The organism is Flavobacterium suncheonense GH29-5 = DSM 17707 (assembly GCF_000430025.1).
Classification (GTDB): Bacteria; Bacteroidota; Bacteroidia; order Flavobacteriales; family Flavobacteriaceae; genus Flavobacterium; species Flavobacterium suncheonense.
The window spans coordinates 260,448-282,860 of sequence record NZ_AUCZ01000004.1 but is presented as its reverse complement, the minus strand read 5'-3'; the positions used below and the strand labels follow the sequence as shown (position 1 = coordinate 282,860).

General features: G+C 40.6%; 20 protein-coding genes and 1 tRNA gene. 13 read left to right on the top strand and 8 right to left on the bottom strand.

Annotated features, from left to right (window positions below):
• Window positions 1-5: 5 nt before the first annotated feature.
• Window positions 6-563, bottom strand: a complete 558-nt coding sequence (locus G498_RS0103675) for a hypothetical protein (protein WP_026979914.1) — start codon at window positions 561-563, stop codon at window positions 6-8.
• 38 nt (window positions 564-601) lie between these two features.
• A complete protein-coding gene (locus G498_RS0103670) occupies window positions 602-1,192 on the bottom strand; it encodes a DUF1684 domain-containing protein (protein ID WP_026979913.1) in 591 nt (196 codons plus the stop codon).
• A 133-nt stretch (window positions 1,193-1,325) separates the two neighbouring features.
• On the opposite strand from G498_RS0103670, the gene G498_RS0103665 reads away from it, so the two are divergent.
• The 4 genes from G498_RS0103665 (at window position 1,326) to G498_RS0103645 (ending at window position 5,238) form a co-directional block, all read left to right on the top strand.
• Window positions 1,326-2,540, top strand: coding sequence for an MDR family MFS transporter (locus tag G498_RS0103665; protein WP_026979912.1), 1,215 nt, complete (start codon window positions 1,326-1,328; stop codon window positions 2,538-2,540).
• 260 nt (window positions 2,541-2,800) lie between these two features.
• Window positions 2,801-3,160 (top strand): BlaI/MecI/CopY family transcriptional regulator, encoded by a 360-nt coding sequence (locus tag G498_RS0103655; protein WP_026979910.1) that lies wholly within the window; start codon window positions 2,801-2,803, stop codon window positions 3,158-3,160.
• Window positions 3,161-3,165: 5 nt separating this feature from the next.
• On the top strand, window positions 3,166-5,037 hold the full coding sequence (locus G498_RS15340) for a M56 family metallopeptidase (RefSeq protein WP_051269688.1): 1,872 nt from the start codon (window positions 3,166-3,168) through the stop codon (window positions 5,035-5,037).
• A 60-nt stretch (window positions 5,038-5,097) separates the two neighbouring features.
• A complete protein-coding gene (locus tag G498_RS0103645; RefSeq protein WP_026979909.1) occupies window positions 5,098-5,238 on the top strand; it encodes a hypothetical protein in 141 nt (46 codons plus the stop codon).
• A 55-nt stretch (window positions 5,239-5,293) separates the two neighbouring features.
• Here G498_RS0103645 and G498_RS0103640 read toward each other — a convergent pair whose 3' ends face one another.
• Entirely contained in the window at window positions 5,294-5,806 is a 513-nt protein-coding gene (locus G498_RS0103640; RefSeq protein WP_026979908.1) for an adenine phosphoribosyltransferase, read from the bottom strand.
• 74 nt (window positions 5,807-5,880) lie between these two features.
• Here G498_RS0103640 and G498_RS0103635 point away from each other — a divergent pair.
• The 4 genes from G498_RS0103635 to G498_RS0103620 all read left to right on the top strand — a co-directional run bounded on the left by G498_RS0103635 (window position 5,881) and on the right by G498_RS0103620 (window position 9,425).
• Window positions 5,881-5,954 (top strand) — tRNA-Arg (locus G498_RS0103635).
• A gap of 281 nt (window positions 5,955-6,235) precedes the next feature.
• Window positions 6,236-8,443: a PAS domain S-box protein gene (locus G498_RS0103630; protein ID WP_051269682.1), complete on the top strand. Its 2,208-nt coding sequence runs from the start codon at window positions 6,236-6,238 to the stop codon at window positions 8,441-8,443.
• Complete coding sequence (locus G498_RS0103625) at window positions 8,440-8,823, top strand: response regulator (protein WP_026979906.1); 384 nt, start codon at window positions 8,440-8,442, stop codon at window positions 8,821-8,823. Before G498_RS0103630 ends, G498_RS0103625 begins: the two co-directional genes overlap by 4 nt.
• A gap of 26 nt (window positions 8,824-8,849) precedes the next feature.
• Window positions 8,850-9,425, top strand: a complete 576-nt coding sequence (locus tag G498_RS0103620) for a pentapeptide repeat-containing protein (RefSeq protein WP_026979905.1) — start codon at window positions 8,850-8,852, stop codon at window positions 9,423-9,425.
• On the opposite strand, the gene G498_RS0103615 is transcribed toward G498_RS0103620, so the two are convergent.
• The 4 genes from G498_RS0103615 to G498_RS15330 form a co-directional block, all read right to left on the bottom strand.
• Window positions 9,422-10,099: an ABC transporter ATP-binding protein gene (locus G498_RS0103615; RefSeq protein ID WP_026979904.1), complete on the bottom strand. Its 678-nt coding sequence runs from the start codon at window positions 10,097-10,099 to the stop codon at window positions 9,422-9,424. The genes G498_RS0103620 and G498_RS0103615 overlap by 4 nt on opposite strands.
• Before the next feature lie 2 nt (window positions 10,100-10,101).
• The gene (locus G498_RS0103610; protein ID WP_026979903.1) at window positions 10,102-11,358 is read right to left on the bottom strand and encodes an ABC transporter permease; all 1,257 of its coding nucleotides are present in this window, start codon (window positions 11,356-11,358) and stop codon (window positions 10,102-10,104) included.
• Window positions 11,355-12,449 carry an efflux RND transporter periplasmic adaptor subunit gene (locus tag G498_RS0103605; protein ID WP_026979902.1) on the bottom strand — a complete coding sequence of 365 codons (1,095 nt, stop codon included), beginning with the start codon at window positions 12,447-12,449 and terminating at the stop codon, window positions 11,355-11,357. The genes G498_RS0103610 and G498_RS0103605 overlap by 4 nt, the downstream gene beginning before the upstream one ends.
• A gap of 132 nt (window positions 12,450-12,581) precedes the next feature.
• Complete coding sequence (locus G498_RS15330; RefSeq protein ID WP_131387658.1) at window positions 12,582-13,259, bottom strand: hypothetical protein; 678 nt, start codon at window positions 13,257-13,259, stop codon at window positions 12,582-12,584.
• 211 nt (window positions 13,260-13,470) lie between these two features.
• On the opposite strand from G498_RS15330, the gene G498_RS0103590 reads away from it, so the two are divergent.
• Window positions 13,471-15,978 (top strand): cation-translocating P-type ATPase, encoded by a 2,508-nt coding sequence (locus G498_RS0103590; protein WP_026979901.1) that lies wholly within the window; start codon window positions 13,471-13,473, stop codon window positions 15,976-15,978.
• A gap of 66 nt (window positions 15,979-16,044) precedes the next feature.
• On the opposite strand, the gene glyA is transcribed toward G498_RS0103590, so the two are convergent.
• Window positions 16,045-17,319, bottom strand: coding sequence for a serine hydroxymethyltransferase (gene glyA / locus G498_RS0103585; protein WP_026979900.1), 1,275 nt, complete (start codon window positions 17,317-17,319; stop codon window positions 16,045-16,047).
• A 112-nt stretch (window positions 17,320-17,431) separates the two neighbouring features.
• On the opposite strand from glyA, the gene fahA reads away from it, so the two are divergent.
• The 4 genes from fahA to G498_RS0103565 all read left to right on the top strand — a co-directional run bounded on the left by fahA (window position 17,432) and on the right by G498_RS0103565 (window position 22,404).
• Window positions 17,432-18,715, top strand: a complete 1,284-nt coding sequence (gene fahA / locus G498_RS0103580; RefSeq protein WP_026979899.1) for a fumarylacetoacetase — start codon at window positions 17,432-17,434, stop codon at window positions 18,713-18,715.
• Window positions 18,716-18,814: 99 nt separating this feature from the next.
• Entirely contained in the window at window positions 18,815-19,999 is a 1,185-nt protein-coding gene (locus G498_RS0103575; protein ID WP_026979898.1) for a hypothetical protein, read from the top strand.
• Between the two features lie 101 nt (window positions 20,000-20,100).
• Window positions 20,101-20,943: a TolB family protein gene (locus G498_RS0103570; RefSeq protein ID WP_026979897.1), complete on the top strand. Its 843-nt coding sequence runs from the start codon at window positions 20,101-20,103 to the stop codon at window positions 20,941-20,943.
• 3 nt (window positions 20,944-20,946) lie between these two features.
• Complete coding sequence (locus tag G498_RS0103565) at window positions 20,947-22,404, top strand: N-acetylmuramoyl-L-alanine amidase (protein ID WP_026979896.1); 1,458 nt, start codon at window positions 20,947-20,949, stop codon at window positions 22,402-22,404.
• Window positions 22,405-22,413 lie beyond the last annotated feature (9 nt).

The following is a 22,413-nucleotide window of genomic DNA, read 5'->3' as shown; positions in this document are numbered from 1 at the left end:
ATTGATTATTTTTCACCATCTGTTCGGGAACTTATCGGTATCCACATCGTCCAGACATCTTTCATTTTTTTATAAATAGCTAAATCGGAATGCCCATAGGTTGTATTGGTATTGTACGTTCCAAACAAGACTACGGTAATTTCATTATTGCGAAGAAAAATCGGATGTGTTAGCAACAAACGGGTAATACGCTTGTGAATTAAATAGCCGTCTTTATTGGTTCCTGCCAACGGATAATGAAAATCGTTCGGTTTCCAAAATAATTTCAGTTCTCTCCGCAAAGCACTTATTATTGAATCCCGTTCCTTCTCTGTTAGTTTTATAGATGCCTTTTTTCCTTCATCATTATTAACAAATACCCTGTCTTTTGTATGAATAATTTTGGCTAAATGATAATCGATAATTTTAGCAACCGGCTTTTCTATAATTTCAATTTCTCCCCCTGCATTCGCCCGTTTGGCAATAATATGGTCCAGCACATTGCCTGATGAATTAACTCTGTTTTCCTGACCAAGTAGTACTAAGCCCCGGAAAATTACTATCAATATCAAAATATTCCTCATACTATGAGTCCATTTCTTGCCTTTACTCAACGCAAACCCTAATCATGAAACTTCTTCACTCCGGCTCTAACTTCCACCAGTAAATCATTTTCTTTTGGCGGAATCGGGCAAGAATACCCCTCATTATAAGCACAATACGGGTTATATGCCTGATTGAAATCGATTATCACGGTGTCTTTGTCGGTAGCTTCCAAATCGATGTAGCGACCGCCGCCGTAACTTTCCACGCCGCTGGTTAAATCGGTAAACGGTAAAAACAGATGGTTTTTGAATTTTTCCATTTTGGAAAGCTCGATGTTTCGGTAAACGTTCAGATTGCACTTTTTACCCTGCAACATAAACTCCAGTTCGCCGTACTTCACATATAACGGTTTTCTTGTTCCCGATGTAGGCATCACAAACGGCTTTTCTTTCGGTGTGCGTGTGAGTCTGGCTTCCACGCAAAATTCACCGTTGATGTCGTAAAAATCAAGGCCTGAGAAATGCACCAAATCTTCCTTTTTTAAAGGACTTTCCTTTTCATCGGCATATTCTTTATTTAACTGATTCTGAAACGCTTTCGAAATTTCTACGGAACATTGTGCCGAAACCGCTACCGGTAACAAAAGCATCAAAAGGATCTTTTTCATACAAACTGATTTTATGCAAAAGTAGTTAAAATTCAGGCTAAAAAAATTCACAACAATTTAACAGCTAACAACGCAAATCGTTACCTTTAAACCACGGCTTAGTTTGTACCTTTGCACTTTAATTTTCCTCCCGATGCTTGTCAATGCCTTTAACCGATACGTCAACAACTTTCGCGGTTTTTCCCGTGAGATTTGGATTCTTACCCTGATTACGTTCATTAATCGTGCCGGTACGATGGTGTTGCCTTTTCTTTCCAAATACCTGAAAGAAGACCTGCATTTTTCCTATGAACAAGTGGGTTGGGTGATGGTTTGTTTTGGCTTCGGATCGATGATTGGCTCCTGGTTAGGAGGTAAACTATCAGATAAAATAGGATTCTATAAAATAATGATATTCAGCTTGTTTACCAGCGGTCTATTGTTTTTTGTGATACAGTTCATCAAAACATTTGAAGGACTTTGTCTGGCGATGTTTTCCATTATGATTATTGCGGATATGTTCCGACCGGCGATGTTCGTTTCGTTAGGTGTCTACGCCAAACCGGAGAACAGAACCCGCGCTTTGACCTTAGTTCGTTTGGCCGTAAATTTAGGCTTTGCAGCCGGTCCGGCGATGGGCGGTCTTATTATTATGAGCATTGGCTACAAAGGATTGTTTTGGGTTGACGGCACGAGCTGCATTGTTTCCATTCTGATTTTTGCTTTGTTGGTGAAAGAAAAGAAAAAAGAAACAGTACATCTTGATGCGATTGGAGATACCAAGCGCAAATCCGTGTTTCAGGATAAACCGTTTTGGATTTTCCTGTTTATCAGTTTTACTACTGCGATGGTTTTCTTCCAGCTGTTTACCACTTTACCGCTGTATCATCACGAGCAGTTTGCCCTGACGGAATTCCAGACCGGACTACTGATGTCGTTCAACGGACTAATGATTTTCTTTTTGGAAATGCCGATTGTAAGCTACTTCGAACGTAAAAAAACCGACAAAGTAAAAATTGTAATGTATGGCGCTTTGTTTATGGCCATCAGTTATTATTTGCTGCTTATTGATTTTTGGGTCGGGATTTTAATTGTAAGCATACTGTTTGTGACTTTTGGGGAAATGTTCGCGTTCCCGTTCTCGAATTCCTTTGCGATGAGCCGCGCGCCAAAAGGCCACGAAGGAAGATACATGGCACTTTACACCATGAGTTTCAGTCTGGCGCACATCATGAGTTCCAAAACCGGTATGGGAATTATTGCTCAATTCGGGTATACCGTAAATTGGTTTTTTATGGCGACTTTGGCAGTATTTGCCGTAGGCTGCGCCGTTTGGTTACAACGCATTTTACTTAAAGAAAACATCTAATTTCAATATCCTTTCACTTTTCCCTTTTCCCTTCTCCCTTCTCACCAATTATGTTAATAAAACTATAAATTTCGTTATTCAACTAAAAAAATAGTTGTGTAACTAAAAATATAGTTGTACGTTTGTTTTGTGCTTGAATGAAAGCCGAATTTGCGTTAGGGATAGCAGCGGCATCCTTTTGTGAAACGAAGTGCAGCAAAAGATACAGCGGATAGCCCGACCCTTGTGGTAACGCCCAAAAAATAAGTAAAGAACAGATCATGCAAAAGTTAACCAACAAAGAAGAAGAAGTAATGCACATTTTATGGAAGCTGCAAAAAGCGTTCGTAAAAGAGGTTTTGGCTGAAATCACGGAAGATCAGCCGCATTACAACACGCTTTCTACGATTATCCGCAACTTGGAAGAAAAAGGCTATGTGGGGCACAATGCCTTCGGGAACACGCACCAGTACTACCCTATTGTATCGAAGGAAGATTACCGTAAAGGTTTTATGAATACTGCCATTGAAAATTATTTCAATAACTCCTATAAAAGCATGGTTTCCTTTTTTGCGAAAGAAGAAAAAATCAGCGCTAAAGAATTACGCGAAATTTTAGAAATGATTGAACAGAAAAAATAAAGCCTATGGAAGCTTTTGGAATTTATCTGCTTAAAGTAAGTGCCCTGATGGGAGTTTTCTATCTCGCTTACTTTGTATTTCTTCGAAAAGAAACGTTTTTCAATTCGAACCGTTGGTTTTTGCTGGCCGGGTTAGTCACCTCGATGGTTTTGCCGTTCATTACGTACACGAAAGTGATTTGGGTAGATCCGGCGTCGGTTTATGAGTATTCGGATATTCCGCTTACTGCTTACGTTCCGGCGGAAGAATCGGGTTTTGAGATTAACTGGCTTATGGTGGCTGCGGTGTTGTACGGCATCGGAATTGCGGTTTTCCTGCTGAAGTTCTTGGTGGACTGTTTTGCCGTTAAACAATTGCTGAAAAATCCAAAAGCCATCAAACGCAATGATTTCTATTTCGTGGATACGGATAAAGTACAATCACCGTTCTCTTTCTTTAATTACATCGTGTACAATTCTTCGGTTTTAAAAGAAGACGAACTGGAGAATATTTTACAGCACGAACAGGTTCACAGCGCCCAGAAACATTCCTGGGACATGATGATCGCCCAGATTTTCTGCATCGCATTCTGGTTCAACCCGATTGTATGGCTGTACAAAAAAGCCATTGCGCAAAACCTTGAATTCATTGCCGATGCGGAAGCTACCAAAAACATCGAAGACGTAAAAAGTTATCAGAAAACTTTATTAAAAGTAACAATGCAGTCGCAGTGCATTGCAATCACCAATCCTTTTTATCAATCATTAATCAAAAAACGAATTGTTATGTTAAACAGAAATCAATCCGACAAGAAAAACTCGTGGAAGTATTTCGCAGTATTGCCTTTACTGGCCTTATTCATGTTCCAGTTTCAGACTAAAGTGCTGGCTCAGGAAAAATCTGCTCCGAAAGTGGAAAGCAGAACGCAAAACAAAAAAGTTGTTTCCGTGGTTATCGACAAAAATTCATCGGATGCAGCCATTAAAAAAAACATCGAAATGCTTAAAAACGAATTCGGTGTTACCTTGAAAGTTTCCAAAATCAAACGAAACAGCAAAGGAGAAATTACCGCTGTTAAAGTGGATTTTAAAGACAAAGACGGCCAAAAAGGAACAACTCAGGTCTCCGGTGATGCTCCAATCCAGCCGATTCGTTTCTTCAAAGAAATGGACGAAAACGGCAAGGGAGCCATTGGTTTTGGCGCTCCGAAAGAAAGAGGACCGAGAGAAGGTTTGGCAAAAATCAAAGCCTTCAAACACTTAAACGACGACAGTGAAGAGATGAGTGTTATCATAGATGGTGACGATGATGCTTTCGTTTGGGCCGACGATTTTGACTTCGACTTTGATGTTCCCGAAGTTCCGGAAACACCCGAAACAGAAGGCGTTCCAGGTGCGCCAAAACCTCCAAAAACTCCAAGAACAATGAAAAAAAGTATCGTTGTAAAAGAGAAAGACGGTAAAAAAGAAGTTTGGATTAACGGCGAAAAAGTAAGCGAAGATATGTTGGGCGACATGGATTTTAAAGACATGGAAAAAGCTTTTACGTTCTCCTTCGACACTAAAGGACCAAAAGGCGAAAAAGGTCCAAAAGATTTCATTTTAAAAGATGAAGACGGCAACATGGTGATTTCGAGAAAAGAAATCGAAAAAATCAGAAAAGAGGCAATGGATGGAGCAAAAATCCACATGGAAAAAGCAAGAAAGCATAGGGAAGAAATGCGTCCGGAAATGGAAAGAGCTAAGATTCGAATGAGAGAAGCACAACCGGAAATGGAAAGTGCGCGAGAAGAAATGATGAAGGCAAAAGAAGAAATGATGAAAGCCAAAGCCGAAATGGAAAAAGCCAAAGCCGAACTCGAAAAAGCAAAAGCTGATTTAAAAAACAAAAAAGCCTAAATACAAAGACCGCTACTGAAAGCGGTCTTTTTTTATACCTTTGCGGCAAATAAGTGATTTATGTTCAAAATATTAGCTAAAATAAACAAACTGATTTTACCGAGTTTCACCAAACAACGTCTGGATTTAGCCAAAGCCAAAAACTGGCAGAAAGCCATAATCGCCTGGCGCTATTACATTACCACAAGAGCATTGGACTAAATTGTTATGAAGGAAAAATAACTTGTAACCCCAACTGTTTACTAAACACTGTCGACTAATAAGTCATTGCCGCAAAAATTTCTTTATTCTCAAGTTTTTCTCTTCCGTTAAGAAACGATAATTCCATCAGAAAGTTACACTGTACGATTTCGCCTCCGAGTTTTTCAACCAATTCGCAAACGGCTTTAGCGGTTCCGCCGGTTGCTAAAACATCATCGTGAATTAAAACTCTGTCGCCTTTTTGGATGGCGTCGGTATGAATTTCCAGTGTATCGGTACCGTATTCTAATGCATAAGAAGCGGAAATCGTTGAAAATGGTAATTTTTTAGGTTTCCGCACCGGTATAAAACCCGCATTCAATTCGTGTGCCAACAGTGTGGCAAAGAAAAAGCCGCGGCTCTCCACTCCTACTACTTTATCAATCTTTTTTTCGCCTAAACTACTGATTAATAATGCCAAACATTCTCTGGTGGCTTCGGGACTCAATAAAAGGGGCGTAATATCTTTAAAAACAATTCCTGTTTTCGGAAAATCCTGAATATCACGGATGTACTGCTGTAACGACATTTTTTTCTAATTTTTATTTGATTTTGATTTGCAAGTTACGCATTTCTTCCTATATTTGCACCCGATTAAACAACGGCCTCGTGGCGCAACTGAATAGCGCATCTGATTACGGCTCAGAAGGTTACAGGTTTGAATCCTGTCGAGGTCACAAAAAGCTCTGTTCTGCAGGGCTTTTTTTATTTTATTCCTCATCCTGTTTCTTAAACTGTTAATTGCTGCTTTTCTATCTTAATTTTAATTATATTTACTTCTGATTGGACTGATTTCATCCTGTAAATGAGTATTGAAAAAAAAATAACATCTCTTAGCAGTTGGTTTGTTTCTCGACCTAAAACTTCCGGGATACTTGTTTTTATCTTGGTTTTGTTTGTTTTGAATCTGACTTTGTTTTTCAGGTATCAGGTTGTCAAGAAAAACAGACAGTTTGAAATGGAAAATCTGCTTACCATTGTTCATCAGAATATCGAACAAACCCTCAAAAACAGCTATGCCACCACAACAGGAATGGCCCTCACCATAGACGACAACGGAATTCCCAAAAACTTTGAAGAAGCCGGAAAGCAACTTTTAAGCTACAATACTTCCATAGACGCCGTACAATTGGTCCCAGACGGAATCATTAAATATACCTACCCGGAAAAAGGGAATGAAGCAGCTGCCAATTTCAACATTTTAACAAGCCCTCTGCATAAAGATGCTGCCATGAAAGCCATTGAAACGCGTAAAATGTATTACGTAGGGCCGGTAGAATTAAAACAAGGCGGAATGGGAATTGTAGGACGCTTACCCGTTTTTAAAAAAGGAAAATTCTGGGGTTTTTCGGCTGTAGTCATCCGGTTTTCAACCTTTATGAGAGCTGCAGGAATCAGTTCTCTGCACGATGACCGTTTTTATTTTCAATTGTCTAAAACAGATCTGAAAACCAAAACCGAACAGTTTTTTCTTAACGAAAGTTCCGATTTCAAAGACAAAAATTTCAAAAGTGTCTCCATTCCCGAAGGCGACTGGAAATTATACATTATCGAAAAAAGCGATACGGCTTTAATTAAAGAATTCATTCCTGTACTGTTCCTTACTTTTATCTTGTCCATCATAAGCGGAATGCTTGTAAACATAGTACTTCGAAGACCGTACGAACTGGAAAATCTGGTAAAAATCCAGACCGAAAAAATCATTAAAAACGAGCTGCTTTTCAAATCGTTGTTCGAGCATGCCGGTCTTGGAATTACCCACACCAACTCGGTTAACGGAACCTTCATTGATGCCAATGACAAATTTTGCGAGCAAATCGGCTATACTCAGGAGGAAATCAAAACCATGGATTTCATGATGATTACCCATCTGGACGATCTGGAAGCCGATTTAAAACAAATGGAACGTCTCAGAAACGGCGAAATTGACGGTTTTTCTCTCGAAAAAAGGTATTTCCATAAAAATGGCAGTATCATTTGGGTTAATATTACGGTTTCACCTTTATGGACCAAAAATGAAAAACCCTCAAGTCATATGACTATTGTGGAAGACATCACAAAGCGTAAACAGGTGGAACAGGATTTATTGCTATCCAAACAAAACATTCAGTCGCTCATCAATACTGTTGACGGGATTGTGTGGGAAGGTTATCCGGATAAGCCCGGTGTTACTTTTGTTAGTGAAAAATCCAAAGATATTTTAGGTTATACTGCAGAAGAATGGATAAGCGATGATAATTTCTGGTACGATCATCTGTATCCCGAAGACCGGGAATGGGTTACAAAATTTTCAAAAGAATGTGCGGAAAAGAAACAACCGCATACCTGGGAATATCGCATGATTAACAAAGCCGGCAATGTCGTTTGGGTAAGAGACATCGTGAGCATTTTTATTGAAAATGACGAATCGTTTAAATTTAGAGGTATCTTAATCGATATTTCAAAAACAAAACAATTTGAACTGGATCTGAATCATTCGGTACAATTGCTCACAGAACAAAATAAAAGGTTGCTAGATTTCTCGCATATCGTTTCTCACAATCTCCGGTCGCATACCAGCAATATTGAATCGCTTACCAATTTAATTGAAGAAAGCCAAGATGAAAACGAAAAAAAGGAGCTGCTCGGCCTGTTGAAAAAAGTTTCAGAAGCGCTTACTGAAACCATGGACAACCTCAACGATGTGGTTTCCGTTCAGACCGATATAAACCGTTCTATCGAATTGCTGAACCTCAACGAATACATCCGTAAAACGGAAAATATTCTGAGCAATCAGATTATGAAGAAAAACGCAACGATACTCAATACTATTTCAGACGACTGCAACGTTAAATATAATGCGGCTTATCTTGAAAGCATATTGCTCAATCTGATTTCGAACAGTATTCGTTATTCGCATCCGGAAAGAAATCCGGTTATTGAACTGAAAACTTATGAGGAAAATGATTATCTTGTAATGTGTGTGAAAGACAACGGAATAGGAATTGATTTAAAGAAAAACGGCCATAAACTTTTCGGAATGTACAAAACATTTACAGACAATCCAGAATCGAAAGGTATTGGGCTTTTTATCACTAAAAATCAAATCGATACGATGCAGGGAAAAATTGAAGTGGAAAGCGAACCGGGAACCGGAACGGTTATAAAAGTGTATTTTAAACGATGAGCAAAGCAACCATTTGTATTATCGATGACGACCCAATTTATCAGTTAGTTACCAAAAAAATAATTGAGAAAAGCTTTTTTTTCCCGATTGTCAGTTCTTTTACTAATGGTTTGGAAGCAATATCCTATTTTCAGCAATCCGCAGCCTTGCCCGATGTTATTCTTTTAGATATTGAAATGCCTGTTATGGACGGTTGGGATTTCCTCGATGAAATTGTTTCCATCCGGAACCGGTTTAATGCAGACACCAGCATCTATATTGTAAGTTCCTCCATTGCCAAAGAAGACAAAGAAAAAGCATTAACGTATGGCTGCATAAAGGGTTTTATCAGCAAACCGGTAACCTTATCCAAAATTGAGAAAATTGCCAACCCGGATTAATGTATATTTGCCGGAAATAAGACAAAATGACTTCGGATTTCATCTACGACAAAGAATACAAAAACACGATTTTCGGTGCCTACGAAATTCAACGGAAAGAATTCGAGAACTGTACGTTTCTCAATTGCGATTTCACGCAGGCCAACTTTTCCGGAACGCTTTTTATCGACTGTACGTTTTACGACTGCAATTTTAAAGAGGCTAAAATCGGTCATGTCGGATTTCGCAATGCGCTTTTTAACCACTGTAATTTCACTTCCGTAAATTTTGCGATGACCGATCAGGTGATTCACGAATTTCACTTTAACACCTGTTTGCTGGATTACGCTCAGTTTTATGCGCTGAAACTGAAGAAAATTACCTTCACCAATTGCAGCATGGTAAGCGTCGATTTTATGCAAACCGATTTATCGGAAGCACTTTTCGACAATTGCAATTTACGCTTAGCCGTTTTCACCGATGCCAATTGCGAAAAAGCCGATTTTTACACGAGCTTCGATTTCACCATCGACCCTGAAAAAACCAGACTGAAACGCGCCATTTTCTCCTCAGAAGGCATCAAAGGGCTGCTGATAAAGTACAATTTAATTATAAAAGATTAGACGATAATTTTGCCGTCTTCCATGGTGATGATACGATTGGTTCGCGCGGCAAAATCCGGATCGTGGGTAACAACCAAAAGCGTCTGATTGTATTCCTGCGTAAGTTCCTTAAAAATATCAAACACCAGATCACTGTTTCTTTTGTCGAGATTGCCCGTCGGTTCATCACCCATAATAATCAAGGGGTTATTGATTAAAGCCCGGGCAATGGCAACGCGCTGTTTCTGTCCGCCGCTAAGCTGATTGGGCATTTTAAGCGCCTGATCTTCCATGCCGAGCGTTTTTAAATGCTCCATGGCGCGGTGTTCTATTTCGGCTTCGGAATACTGCTGTAATTTCAGTCCGGGCAGCATGACGTTTTTCAGGACGTTGTATTCGGAAAGCAAATAATGAAACTGGAACACAAAACCGATTTTACCGTTGCGGATGCGCGCCAAATCATTGTCGGACTGTCCGGTAACCAATTCTTCATGAATGAGAATTTCCCCTTCGTAATCGGTGTCCATCGTTGATAAAAGGTACAACAGCGTCGATTTTCCGCATCCGGATTTCCCGACGATAGACACAAATTCACCGTGATTGACACTCATGGTGATATTGTCCAACACTTTAAACTTTGTCGGTTCGTAAAAATACTTGGTTAGTCCTTTGGTTTCCAGTACGATATCACTCATGACTATTTTCCTCTAATAATTTCAACAGGATCTATTTTACTGGCTTTCAGGGCGGGCAACAGTCCTGCAATGACCGTTGTAACCAATGCGAATGTAATTCCTATTATATAATACAGCATATTGTAATTAATCGGATACGTTTTAATGGTTGGCAAGGAAGCGGTTTCAAACGGAATGGTATCGATTATACCGGAAAACAGCAAACCGAAAATCAGGCCTAAAATTCCTCCTGCGATACCGATAATCATCGAAAGCGAAAGAAAAATCCACTTGACATCATTGCCTGAAAATCCGGTGGCTTTTAAAATGGCAATGCTGTCCATTTTTTCATAAATCATCATGTTCAGAATGTTGTAAATTCCGAAACCGGCCACAATCAGCAAAACAATTCCAACCGCATAGGAAATGATGCTCCGAACCGTGCTGCCGGTTTCAAATTGGGAATTGGCCGTTTGGTAATCGATGGTATCCACTCCAAATTGAGTACTGAACTCTTTAGCCAATTGCGGAGCCAGACTGATATCGTGCAATTTCAACTGAATATCCGTAATATAATTGGTCGATTCTCCAAGGATTTTTTGCGACGTGCTTAAAGACGTGGTACTCATCACATCATCAATTTCAGCAATCCCTATTTGCGAAATTCCGACGATTTTTAACGATGCCAAATTGCCTTTCGGGGTGGTGACTTTTATAATATCACCTCTTTCGAGCATCATTTTCTTCGCCAGTCCGGAACCGATGATGATACTGTTGTTTTGCTCCAGATCAGCAATATTTCCGTCTGTTATGTAATCGCTGAATTTAAAGAGTTCTTCTTCCGCCGTCACAGAAATCCCATTGATAATACCCGAAATTTCAATCGTTCCGGAATTGAAGAAAACCGGCGTGGATACTTTGGGTGCCACATCCACGATTCGCTTGTCTTCTTTCAGGACTTTAATAATGGTTTTACTGTTGTAGATGGCTTTTCCTCTGTCTTTAGGTTTGATGGAAGTGATGAAATTCGTAGCATTTTTATACTTTTCCGACAAATTAACCGGCTGATTTTCCACAGGTTTTATTTCGTTATATAGGCGTACGTGCGGGGTTCGGTTCAGCATCAGCCCGTCCAGCAAATCGTTTAAACCGTTCATAAAACCCAAAAGCGTAATGAACATCGCAATTCCGAACGTTACGCCCGCAGCGGCCACAATTGTTTGTTTCAGTCGGGCCCGAAGTAAGTGAACGGCAATATTCAGAATCAGTCTGTAATTCATTCTTCTGCGGGATAAATCGTTTCACCGGCTTTTAAGCCTTCAAGAATTTCAACGTACTGATAATCGGAAAGGCCGGTTTTTACTTTTCGTTTTTCGTCGCCGTTTACCAAAACATATTCCTTATCAATCAGGTAGTTTTTCGGAATGGTGACGGCTTGTTTTTTGGTTTGGATGATGATGTTCGCTTCGGCCGTTAAATTCGGATATAGCTTTTTGGGAATTTCCGTGAACAGCGCTTCAATTTTAAAGGTTCGGGAGCGTTCGTCCATAATCGGATAGATTTTGTGTACTTCGGCTTCAAAAACCTGATTTTTGTAACTGTCGAGTGTTACCAGTACTTTTTGTCCGGTGGTTACCTGAACCATATCGTTTTCATCGACTTCCAACTCTAACAGAAAAGCATTTGCCTTACCAATTACGGCCAAAGGTGTTTGCGGAGAAACCAGCGTTCCTTCTTTTGCCAAAATATCGAACAACAGCCCTGAAAAAGCACTTTTTACCGTAAAATCACTTTGCGACTTTTCGCTTAAACGAAGATTCACATTGCTTCGGGATTGTTCGTTTTTGGCCTGTATTCGGAATTGGTTTAACCGGTTTTGTGCCGTTTCGTAAGCCAGTTTGGAACTTTTATAGGCTAACTCCACCCTTTCAAAATCGACTTCTGAAATGCCGCCCTGATCTTTTACTCTTACATTTCTGTTGTAAAGGGATTCGTCAAGTTTCAGTTTGTCTTTTGCGTTTTGTACGGCTAATTCGAGTTCGGTAATTTTATCCTGAATATACCGGCTGTTTTCATTGCTTAACTGATAGGCCAAACGGGCACTTTCGGTGGATAATGCTGCTTTATCGTTGTCAAGTTCAAACAACGGTTGATCTTTTACGATGGTATCGCCTACTGTTACATTGATTTTTTTCAGTACTCCGCTGGCATTCGGATAAACAATATATTGTCCGTCTGCTTTTATAACCCCGGAAGCATAAACACTCTGCGTAATGGCGCCAACCGTTGGCTGAATGCCCGAACTTTTATCTTTGCAGGCTGTTAACCACAGTAAAACGCCAACAGAAACAACTACTTTTAACCTTATCATAAGCTGATTGGATTGAAATGCAAACAATTAACCTATTCACTCCACACTACCAAATTTACTGGAATTTTATGAAGGAATTACTGATAAAGGTCATAAAAAAACTCCAAACTGAAATTTGGAGTTCTTTTGTTGTTATTCTTTGATAATCATTACGGAACCTTTAAACCCCGTCGCCAAGTCCCATTGATTTGCGGTGATTAACTGATTTTTATCGTCAAAAATGTGGAATTCTGCCGTATTTGGCCCGGAAGTTCCCTGATTCAAGGCTTCAAATTCAATTTTATTAAAGCCCGGGGTTAAACCGACTTCGATGGTTTTAAAGCCGTTCGTAAGAAATAAGCGGGCATTCACCACCATATTATTGATCATTACTTTTACGATATCGCCATCTTCCGCCATATGATCTCTGCACAAAATTTTAACCATGTTCGATTTGGTTCTGAATTCTCCAAAAGATTGGTTTCTGCGGAAAACTTTTGTGTTCTCATCACCTTGAAATTTCGGCACGGCATTTTTCGGGATTTCCCTCGGATTGGCAAACTGTTCCGGTTTCTTTTCTGCTGTTTCTCCAATCTGGAAAGGTTTGTTTCCTTCTTTTGGGAACGTTAACGGTTTGTCTTTGTCCAATACCGATTCGGCAAACTCCATAGCTTTGAAACGGGGTTCAGCAATGGTTGCTGGTGTAGTATTTGCTTTTACTTCCGGATCTTTCACACGCGGAATTACAACGGTTTTCTTTCCGTTATCGGGTTGGGCAAAAGCGGCCGCAGAAAAAAATAAGGCCAGAAGTAATGCGTATAAATAGTTCACGTTTTTGGTATTTGAATTCAAAAATAGTAAATCAAAAACTATTCCATTCTTAAATTTTTCACAGAAAGCGTTAAAAAGGGTTAAATTTATTTCCGGATGCCTAAAATGCATTTGTTCCGGAGCTGATTCAGAAATTTTTCTAATATATGTTTTAGGAAGGTTTTTGATTAGCTTTGTAGTACAACTGATCCCTTATCAAAATACAGTAGTAATGTCGTACAATATTCCAGACCATTTAAAAGGGCTTACAGACGAAGAAGTAAAAAAATCCCAAAAGGAATTTGGTTACAATCAGATTGACGGCCAACAAAAATCTTCATGGTACTATTTGCTCTTCAATATTCTCAAAGAACCGATGTTACTGCTGCTGATTGCCGTTTCAATAATCTACGTCATTGTAGGCAATTATACCGAAGCACTGTTTATGTTTGGCGCCATTGTGGCGGTTTCTGCCATTTCTTTCTATCAGGACAACCGCAGCAGAATTGCGTTGGAAGCGCTTGAAAAACTCAACGAACCTTTAAGTATCGTCATCAGAAACAGCAAAGTAGTTCAGGTTCCCACTCATGAAATTACAGTTGGCGATTTGTGCATCATAGAAGAAGGAAAAATGATTAATGCCGATGGGAAAATCGTCCACAGCAATGATTTTTCAGTGAACGAAGCCTCGCTTACAGGCGAAAGCTTTTCCGTTTTTAAAAGCAGCGACACTACCGATGCGAATGTGTACAGCGGCACCTTGGTTGTTTCGGGTTTGGCCGTGATTAAAGTAACGGCAATCGGGAAAAATACACGGCTGGGAAAAATAGGCCAATCAATTAAGGAAATCAAGGAAGAAGTTTCTCCGTTACAAAAGCAGATTACCCGTTTTGTCAAAAACATGGCTTATATCGGGATTGCAGTATTTCTGATGGTCTGGATTTATAGTTTTTACCAAACCGGAAGCATCATTGAGAGTTTACTGACCGGTCTTACGCTGGCCATGTCGGTCTTACCGGAAGAAATCCCCGTTGCCTTTACCACTTTTATGGCCTTAGGCGCATGGAAACTGATGCGGGAAGGCATTATTATCAAACAAAGCAGCGTGGTGGAAACACTCGGCAGTACTACCGTAATTTGTACCGACAAAACCGGAACAATTACCGAAAACACTATGCATTTGAAGCAGTTGTACGATTTCAAGACCGACAAAACTTATAATCACGACGAGTTTAAAGAGACAGATTTATCACAACTGATAACCTACGCCATGTGGAGCAGCGAACCGGTGCCGTTTGATCCGATGGAAAAAACAATCCACAACATCTACGAACAAACTCAGCAAACCGACAGACGAAATGAGTTCCGGATGATACACGAATATCCGCTGGACGGCAAACCACCCATGATGACGCATCTTTTCGAGAACCATTCGGGAGAGCGAATCATTGCAGCCAAAGGAGCGCCGGAAGCTATTCTTGCCGTTTCAGATTTAACCGAACAGCAGAAAGAAGTGCTTCGGAAAAAAATCCAGACTTTCGGACAAGAAGGGTATCGCGTTTTGGGTGTCGCCAAATCAACGTTTACCGGAAACCATTTCCCGGAAAAGCAACAAGATTTTTCTTTTGAATTTTTAGGCTTTACCGTATTTTACGATCCGCCGAAACAAGGCATTCAGGATGTTTTTCAAAAAATATACGACGCCGGCATCAAAGTAAAAGTAATTACAGGCGATAATGCCGATACCACCAAAGCCATTGCTTTGCAGGCGGGAATCCGTAATTCCACATCGGCGGTAAATGGTGCGGAAATCACCAACAACACACCCTCAGAACTGATAGCATTGACTAAGAAAACCACCTTGTTTACCCGTATGTTTCCGGAAGTAAAATTAGCGATGGTTAAGGCTTTAAAACAAGACGATGAAGTGGTGGCCATGCTGGGCGACGGCGTAAATGATGCTCCGGCTTTGAAAGCGGCTCACATCGGGGTTGCCATGGGAAATAAAGGTACGGAAATTGCCAAAGCAGCCGCATCCTTAGTAATCGTAGACGACAATCTGGACAAACTGATTACCGGAATTGCCGCCGGGCGCAGGATTTATGCGAACATCAAAAAAGCGGTGCAATACATCATTTCGATTCATATCCCGATCATCCTGACAGTTTCCCTTCCTTTATTTTTAGGATGGAAATACCCAACTATTTTTACGCCCGTCCATGTAATTTTTCTTGAACTGATTATGGGACCAACCTGCTCCATCGTGTACGAAAACGAACCCATGGAAAAAAACACCATGCGGCAGAAACCCAGAAAAATGACCGAAACCTTCCTGAACTGGAAAGAACTGATTATGAGCATCATTCAGGGTTTGGTAATTACAGCAGGCGTGTTATTTGCTTATCAGTATACCGTACAAAACGGAGGCAGCGAAGAAAAAACAAGAGCCATCGTTTTTACGACACTTATTTTTAGCAATATATTGTTGAGTTATACCAACCGATCTTTCTATTACAGCATTTTTGAAAGCCTCAAAAACAGAAATTTGTTATTGTTGGGCATCACACTTGCTACACTTACATTGCTTTTTTCAATTCTTTTCATTACACCGGTTTCCCGATTTTTTCAGGTCGCCACCCTTACTTTTAATGAAATTATGTTTGCGCTTACCGTAGCAGGCATTTCGGTCTTGTGGTTTGAAATTTATAAGTTGATTAAAAGAATCCGACACAAGAATTAAGACCAATTGCTTCAAAAAAAGTCCCTCAATAATTTGAAGGACTTTCTTTTTATAATATAACGCTGTTTAGAAAACAAACATCGCTCTTTCGCTCATCATGTCGTTTACCTCATCGGCAACTTGTTCCAGCACTTCTTCGTTGGTGTGGTTCATGATTACTCTGTCGATTAAATCTACAACCGTTTCCATATCGGCTTCCACTAAACCACGAGTGGTGATGGCTGGCGTTCCTACACGAATACCGGAAGTAACGAATGGCGATTTATCATCAAAAGGCACCATGTTTTTGTTTACGGTAATTTCTGCTTTTACTAACGCATTTTCTGCTTCTTTACCGGAGATTCCCTTGTTTCTTAAATCGATTAACATCATATGGTTATCTGTTCCCCCTGAGATGATGTTGTAGCCTCTTTTTACGAAAGCTTCCGCCATTGCTTTAGCATTTTTCTGTACTTGCATTGCATAGTGGAAGAACTCGTCTGTCAAAGCTTCACCAAAAGCTACAGCTTTAGCCGCGATAATGTGTTCTAACGGACCGCCTTGATTTCCAGGGAAAACCGACATATCCAATACATGCGACATCATACGGATTTCTCCTTTTGGCGTAGTTAAACCCCAAGGATTTTCAAAATCTTTCCCCATCATGATCATACCTCCACGAGGCCCACGCAATGTTTTGTGCGTAGTCGTAGTTACAATATGACAATGCGGAATCGGATCGTTCATCAACCCTTTTGCAATTAAACCTGCCGGGTGAGCAATATCCGCCATTAAAATAGCACCAACCGAATCCGCAATTTCACGGAAACGTTTGAAATCCATATCACGGGAATATGCCGAAGCTCCGGCGATGATTAATTTCGGTTGTTCTTTAGTGGCAATTTCCTGAATTTTATCGTAGTTCAGACGGCCTGTCTCCTGCTCTACACCGTAAAACACCGGATTGTATAATTTACCCGAGAAGTTTACCGGAGAACCGTGCGTTAAGTGTCCGCCATGCGATAAATCGAAACCTAAAAATTTATCACCGGGTTTTAAACAAGCTGCCAAAACCGCTGTATTGGCCTGGGAACCTGAGTGTGGCTGTACGTTTACATATTCCGCACCAAATAGGGCTTTGGCTCTGTCGATAGCAATTTGCTCGATAACATCCACTACCTCACAACCACCGTAATATCTTTTTCCCGGATAACCTTCTGCATATTTATTGGTTAAAACTGAACCCGCAGCTTCCATCACCTGGTCGCTAACGAAGTTTTCAGAGGCAATAAGTTCTAATCCGTGGATTTGTCTCTCTTGTTCTTCAAGAATTAAGTCGAAAATTTGTTCGTCGCGTTGCATTTTCAAATATTTTGTTAAATCGAGCTCAAAAATACGAAAAGTGTTTGGTAAAATCCCAATTGAAAGTATATTTGATAACTGAAAATACATTTTTTAATAAATACACAACATTATGCCTATAACAGCAAATGATCCAAATAGAACCTCTTGGTTACCAGTTCCCGAAAACAGTGATTTCCCTATCCAGAATATTCCTTTCGGGGTTTTCATAACGAAAGAAGATGTGGTAACCATTGGCACGAGAATCGGAGATTATGCCATCGATATGGGAGCCTTACAACAACTGGGCTACTTTGAAGGTATTGATCTGACCGACGATATGTTCATGCAGGATACGTTGAACGACTTCATTTCAGACGGTAAAAAAACCTGGAGGCTCGTTCGCAACCGTTTAGCAGACATTTTTGACAACAACAATTCCGAACTGAGAGACAATCAGGCACACCGCGACGCAGTGATTTTCAATATTGCCGATGTGGAAATGCAGTTACCAGTTCATATTGGTGATTACACGGATTTTTATTCCAGCAGAGAACACGCTACCAATGTGGGTAAAATGTTCCGCGATCCTGAGAATGCGTTATTGCCGAACTGGTTGCACATCCCGGTAGGTTACCACGGAAGAAGTTCTACAATTGTTCCTTCCGGGATTCCGGTACACCGTCCAATGGGACAAACCATGCCGGCTGATGCAACTGCTCCGGTATTCGGTCCTTCCCGGTTGGTGGATTTCGAATTGGAAACCGCTTTCATCACTACCGATGCCAACATCATGGGCGAAAACATCCCGGTTGGAGAAGCAGAAGATTACATCTTCGGAATGGTATTGTTAAACGACTGGTCAGCGCGTGATATCCAGAAATGGGAATACGTGCCGCTTGGGCCGTTCTTGGCCAAAAACTTTGCTTCGTCCATTTCTCCCTGGATTGTAACGATGGATGCTTTGGAACCTTTCCGTTGTTCATCGCCTAAACAGGAGCCTACGCCACTTCCTTATTTACAGCAAACCGGCGACCACGCTTTTGATATTAATTTAGAAGTGTCGATTGCGCCGGAAAACAGTGAAGAAACTGTCGTAAGCAAATCGAATTTAAAATACATGTACTGGACCATGAGCCAGCAATTGGCGCACCACACCATCAACGGCTGTCGAATCAATTCCGGTGACATGATGGGCTCCGGTACGATTTCAGGACCAACGGAAGATTCTTTTGGTTCGATGCTCGAGTTAACTTGGGGAGGTAAAAATCCAATCAAAATGAATGACGGTTCCGAGCGTAAATTCATCAACGACGGTGATACCGTTATTATGAGAGGATATTGTAAAAACAATGAGGTGCGAATCGGGTTTGGAGAAGTTTCGAGCAAGTTACTTCCTCCGCTTCCAATTAAATAATACTCAAAAATATTAAGAAAACTCTGAAAATCAACTTCAGAGTTTTTTTATGGCCTGAAATTTGTACTAAACTTTTATATTTGCTAAAATTAACCGTTTATGAAAAAAATTACTTCACTGTTTTTATTGCTGATTTTCGTTTATTCCTGCGGGGTGAAACAAACCCAAAGCATGCTGAGTGACGGCGATTACGACGGTGCCATTTATCGTGCCGCCGAAGCCTTACGCACCAACAAAACTTCCAAAGGAAAACAGGATTACATTTATTTGATGGAAGAAGCCTTTGCCAAAGCCAAAGAACGCGATTTGCGAACTGTTGAAATGTTGTCCAAAGATGCCAATCCCGCCAATCTGGAAAAGATTTACAATACATATTTACAATTGAATGCCCGTCAGGAGAAAATCCGTCCGTTGTTGCCTTTGCGATTAATCAAAGAAGGCCGTAATGCGATTTTCCCTTTTGACGATTATTCCGATGAGATTGTAAACAGCAAAAATGCACTGTCAAAATACTTGTATGATAACTCTAAACTACTGTTGAAAACCAACGACAAAATGAGTTACCGTCGTGCGTATGATGATTTCGCTTATCTGGAAAGCATCAATCCCGGTTATAAAGATGTGAAACAACTGATGGACGAGGCGCAATTCAAAGGAACGGATTTCGTAAACGTGTATACCAAAAACGAAACCAACATGGTTATTCCGGCACGTCTGCAAAGCGATTTACTTGATTTCAGTACTTTCGGATTAAATGACAAATGGACGGTTTACCACAGCAACAAACAAAAAGGCATCAACTATGATTACGGTTTGATTGTGAATTTCCGTCAGATTAACATTTCTCCGGAACAGGTTAAAGAGAAAGAATTCATCAAAGAAAAACAAATTAAAGACGGCACCAAAACCTTGTTGGATGCCAACGGAAATGTCGTGAAAGACAGTTTAGGCAATCCGATTAAAGTGGATAATTTCAAAACGATTCGCGCCAATGTTTATGAATTCCGCCAGTTTAAGGCTTGTAATGTTACGGCCAAAGTAGATTATATTGATTTCAGAACAAACCAGTTAATTGATACTTTTCCACTAACCAGCGAGTTTGTATTTGAATACATTTACGCCAATTACAACGGAGACAGAAATGCCTGTGACACGGATTATCTTCCCTATTTTGACCGCAGAGCCGTTCCGTTCCCAAGTAACGAGCAAATGGTTTACGATAGCGGGGAAGATTTAAAAGCGAAACTGAAAGCCATCATCACACGGAATAAGTTCCGACGATAATCTTTTAAACCTTATACTAATAAACACCTTAAAATCAAGGTGTTTTTTTTGTTTTAAAATTATTTTGTAGTACATTTACTACTAATTCAAAACAATTTTTTATGAAAACAAAATTTTTACTCGTTGCCACATTGTTTCTGGGGATAGCGTTGCAGGCGCAGGAATTCTCCAAACCAAAGGAAATTAAACTTAAGGATTCCTTTACCAATCCCGTTGCTTCACCAGACGGAAAATATGTTTTACTGACCAAAGAACACAATCGCGGAGTGTATCTGTTAGACATGACGACCAAAAAAGTTACGCCCGTAGCTCCGGAAGAAGGAATCGGTTATGGTTATGCCTGGAATTCCGACAGTAAAACGTTCTATTTTAAAACAAAAAGTGAAAAAGAATATTTCTCCGATGCCAAAGTAAAAGCTTATACCATCGGTCAGAAAAAATCGAAAGACCTGGATTTAAATCATAATTTCCTTCCGGCTTACAAGGGTAAAACGGAAATCGTGGTACATACGAATCCGTCCACATTAAAAATTGAAGCAACCGATTTGAAAACTTCGAAAAGCTGGACCGTAACCAATGACGAAGGCCAATTCTACAACGCAATTCTTTCCAATAACGGAACAAAAGTAGCCGTTCATAAAGGCGCGGATATTTGGGTTTATGATGTTAACGGAACCGATAAAGGAAAATACGTCGGTACCGGATTAGTGACCGGATGGTCTAAAGACGACCGCTATCTTATCGGATTTTTAGACGAAAGCCATGACGGCCATTCCGTGGACAATTCCGAACTGTTACTGTTTGATGTTGAAAATTCACGAACTGTCAAACTTACGTCTACGGAAAATCAGATTGAAATGTTCCCGTCGCTGTACGGCAACAATCAGGTATTTTTTACGGATGAAAAAACCGGAAAACTCTATGTTTCAACTTTAAAATTCTAAGCCATGAAAAAAATTATCACACTGCTTTTTGCCCTTTTAGCCATGTTTACAGTAAATGCACAAATTGTAGTACTTGATCCGGGACACGGTTACGGTGCTACCACAAGCGATAATCCCGACGGAAGAACCGCCACCGAAATAGAAACCTCGTTAGAAGTAGGCTTAAGAACCCGAGCCTTAATCCAAAATTCCTGCGCTGCCTGGACCGTCCACATGACGCGGACCACCAATTTGAACAGTTGGATTTCCGTAACACAACGGGCCACCATGGCCAACAACTGGAACGCCGACCGATTATTGAGCATTCACTGTAACGCAGGCGGCGGAACCGGAACCGAAACATTCTATTGCACTGCTGATGACACCAACACAGCGCCGGATATTGCTTTCGCACAGAAAATCCAAAACGATATGACAACCAACGGAGCCTTGAACAACCGAAGATGCGTGGAAGACAACAGTTATTTGGGTTATCATTTGGGCGTTTTAAGATATTCGACTGCAACCGGATGCCTGAACGAACTTGGTTTTGTGGATTCTGCGGATGCTGCCAAACTGACGAGTTCTGCGTGGCGCGATACGTTTGCCCTTTCCTACTTCAACTCTTTAAAATCTAATTTAGGCGTTACCTGTTCGTCTCCGCTTCCGGGAGCTTTTACGTTCACCGCAACTCCGGAATGCAGCGGAACAACCAGCCAAATCCGACTGAACTGGACGGCTTCGGCCAACGCCACAGTCTATGATATTTACCGGAACGGTTCGCTTTATGCAAGCAATATCACCGGAACCCAATTCCTGAATACTTACATTACCGTCGGGACCAGTTACACCTACTCCATCAAAGCCAAAAATGCGACCGGAACCACGAATAATTCCAACGGAACTTTATCGGCTACCGCCATAACCTGTGCTCCGGGAGCCTTCACCCTAACAGCCACAGCAACGTGCAGCGGAAGTACCAGCGCCGTTAACCTGACCTGGACGGCTTCGGCTAATGCCACAAGCTACGATATTTACCGCAACGGCAATTTATACGCTTCCGATGTAACCGGAACCAGTTTTTTAAACACCTATCTGATTACGGCCGGAACGACGTACACCTATTCCATGAAAGCTAAAAACAGCGCCGGAACCTTGAATAATTCCAACGGAACACGATCGGTTACAGCGATTGGTTGTGCGGCTAAAATTTCAGAGGAAAATACAGCATCCGAAAACTTCACATTTACGGTTTATCCTAATCCGGCCCGTGATTTTGTATCGCTGGCTTTTAAAGGAATCATAGCCGAACATTTTGATATAACAGTAATGGATATAAACGGAAAAACGATTTTCACGGAAAAAATAACGACGGACAATCAAAACAAGACGATTGACATCAGCCGGTTTGCGAAAGGCATTTACCTTTTGAAAGCAACAATTGACGGTAAGGAATATTTCAGGAGAATCGTAAAACAATAAATAAAAAAA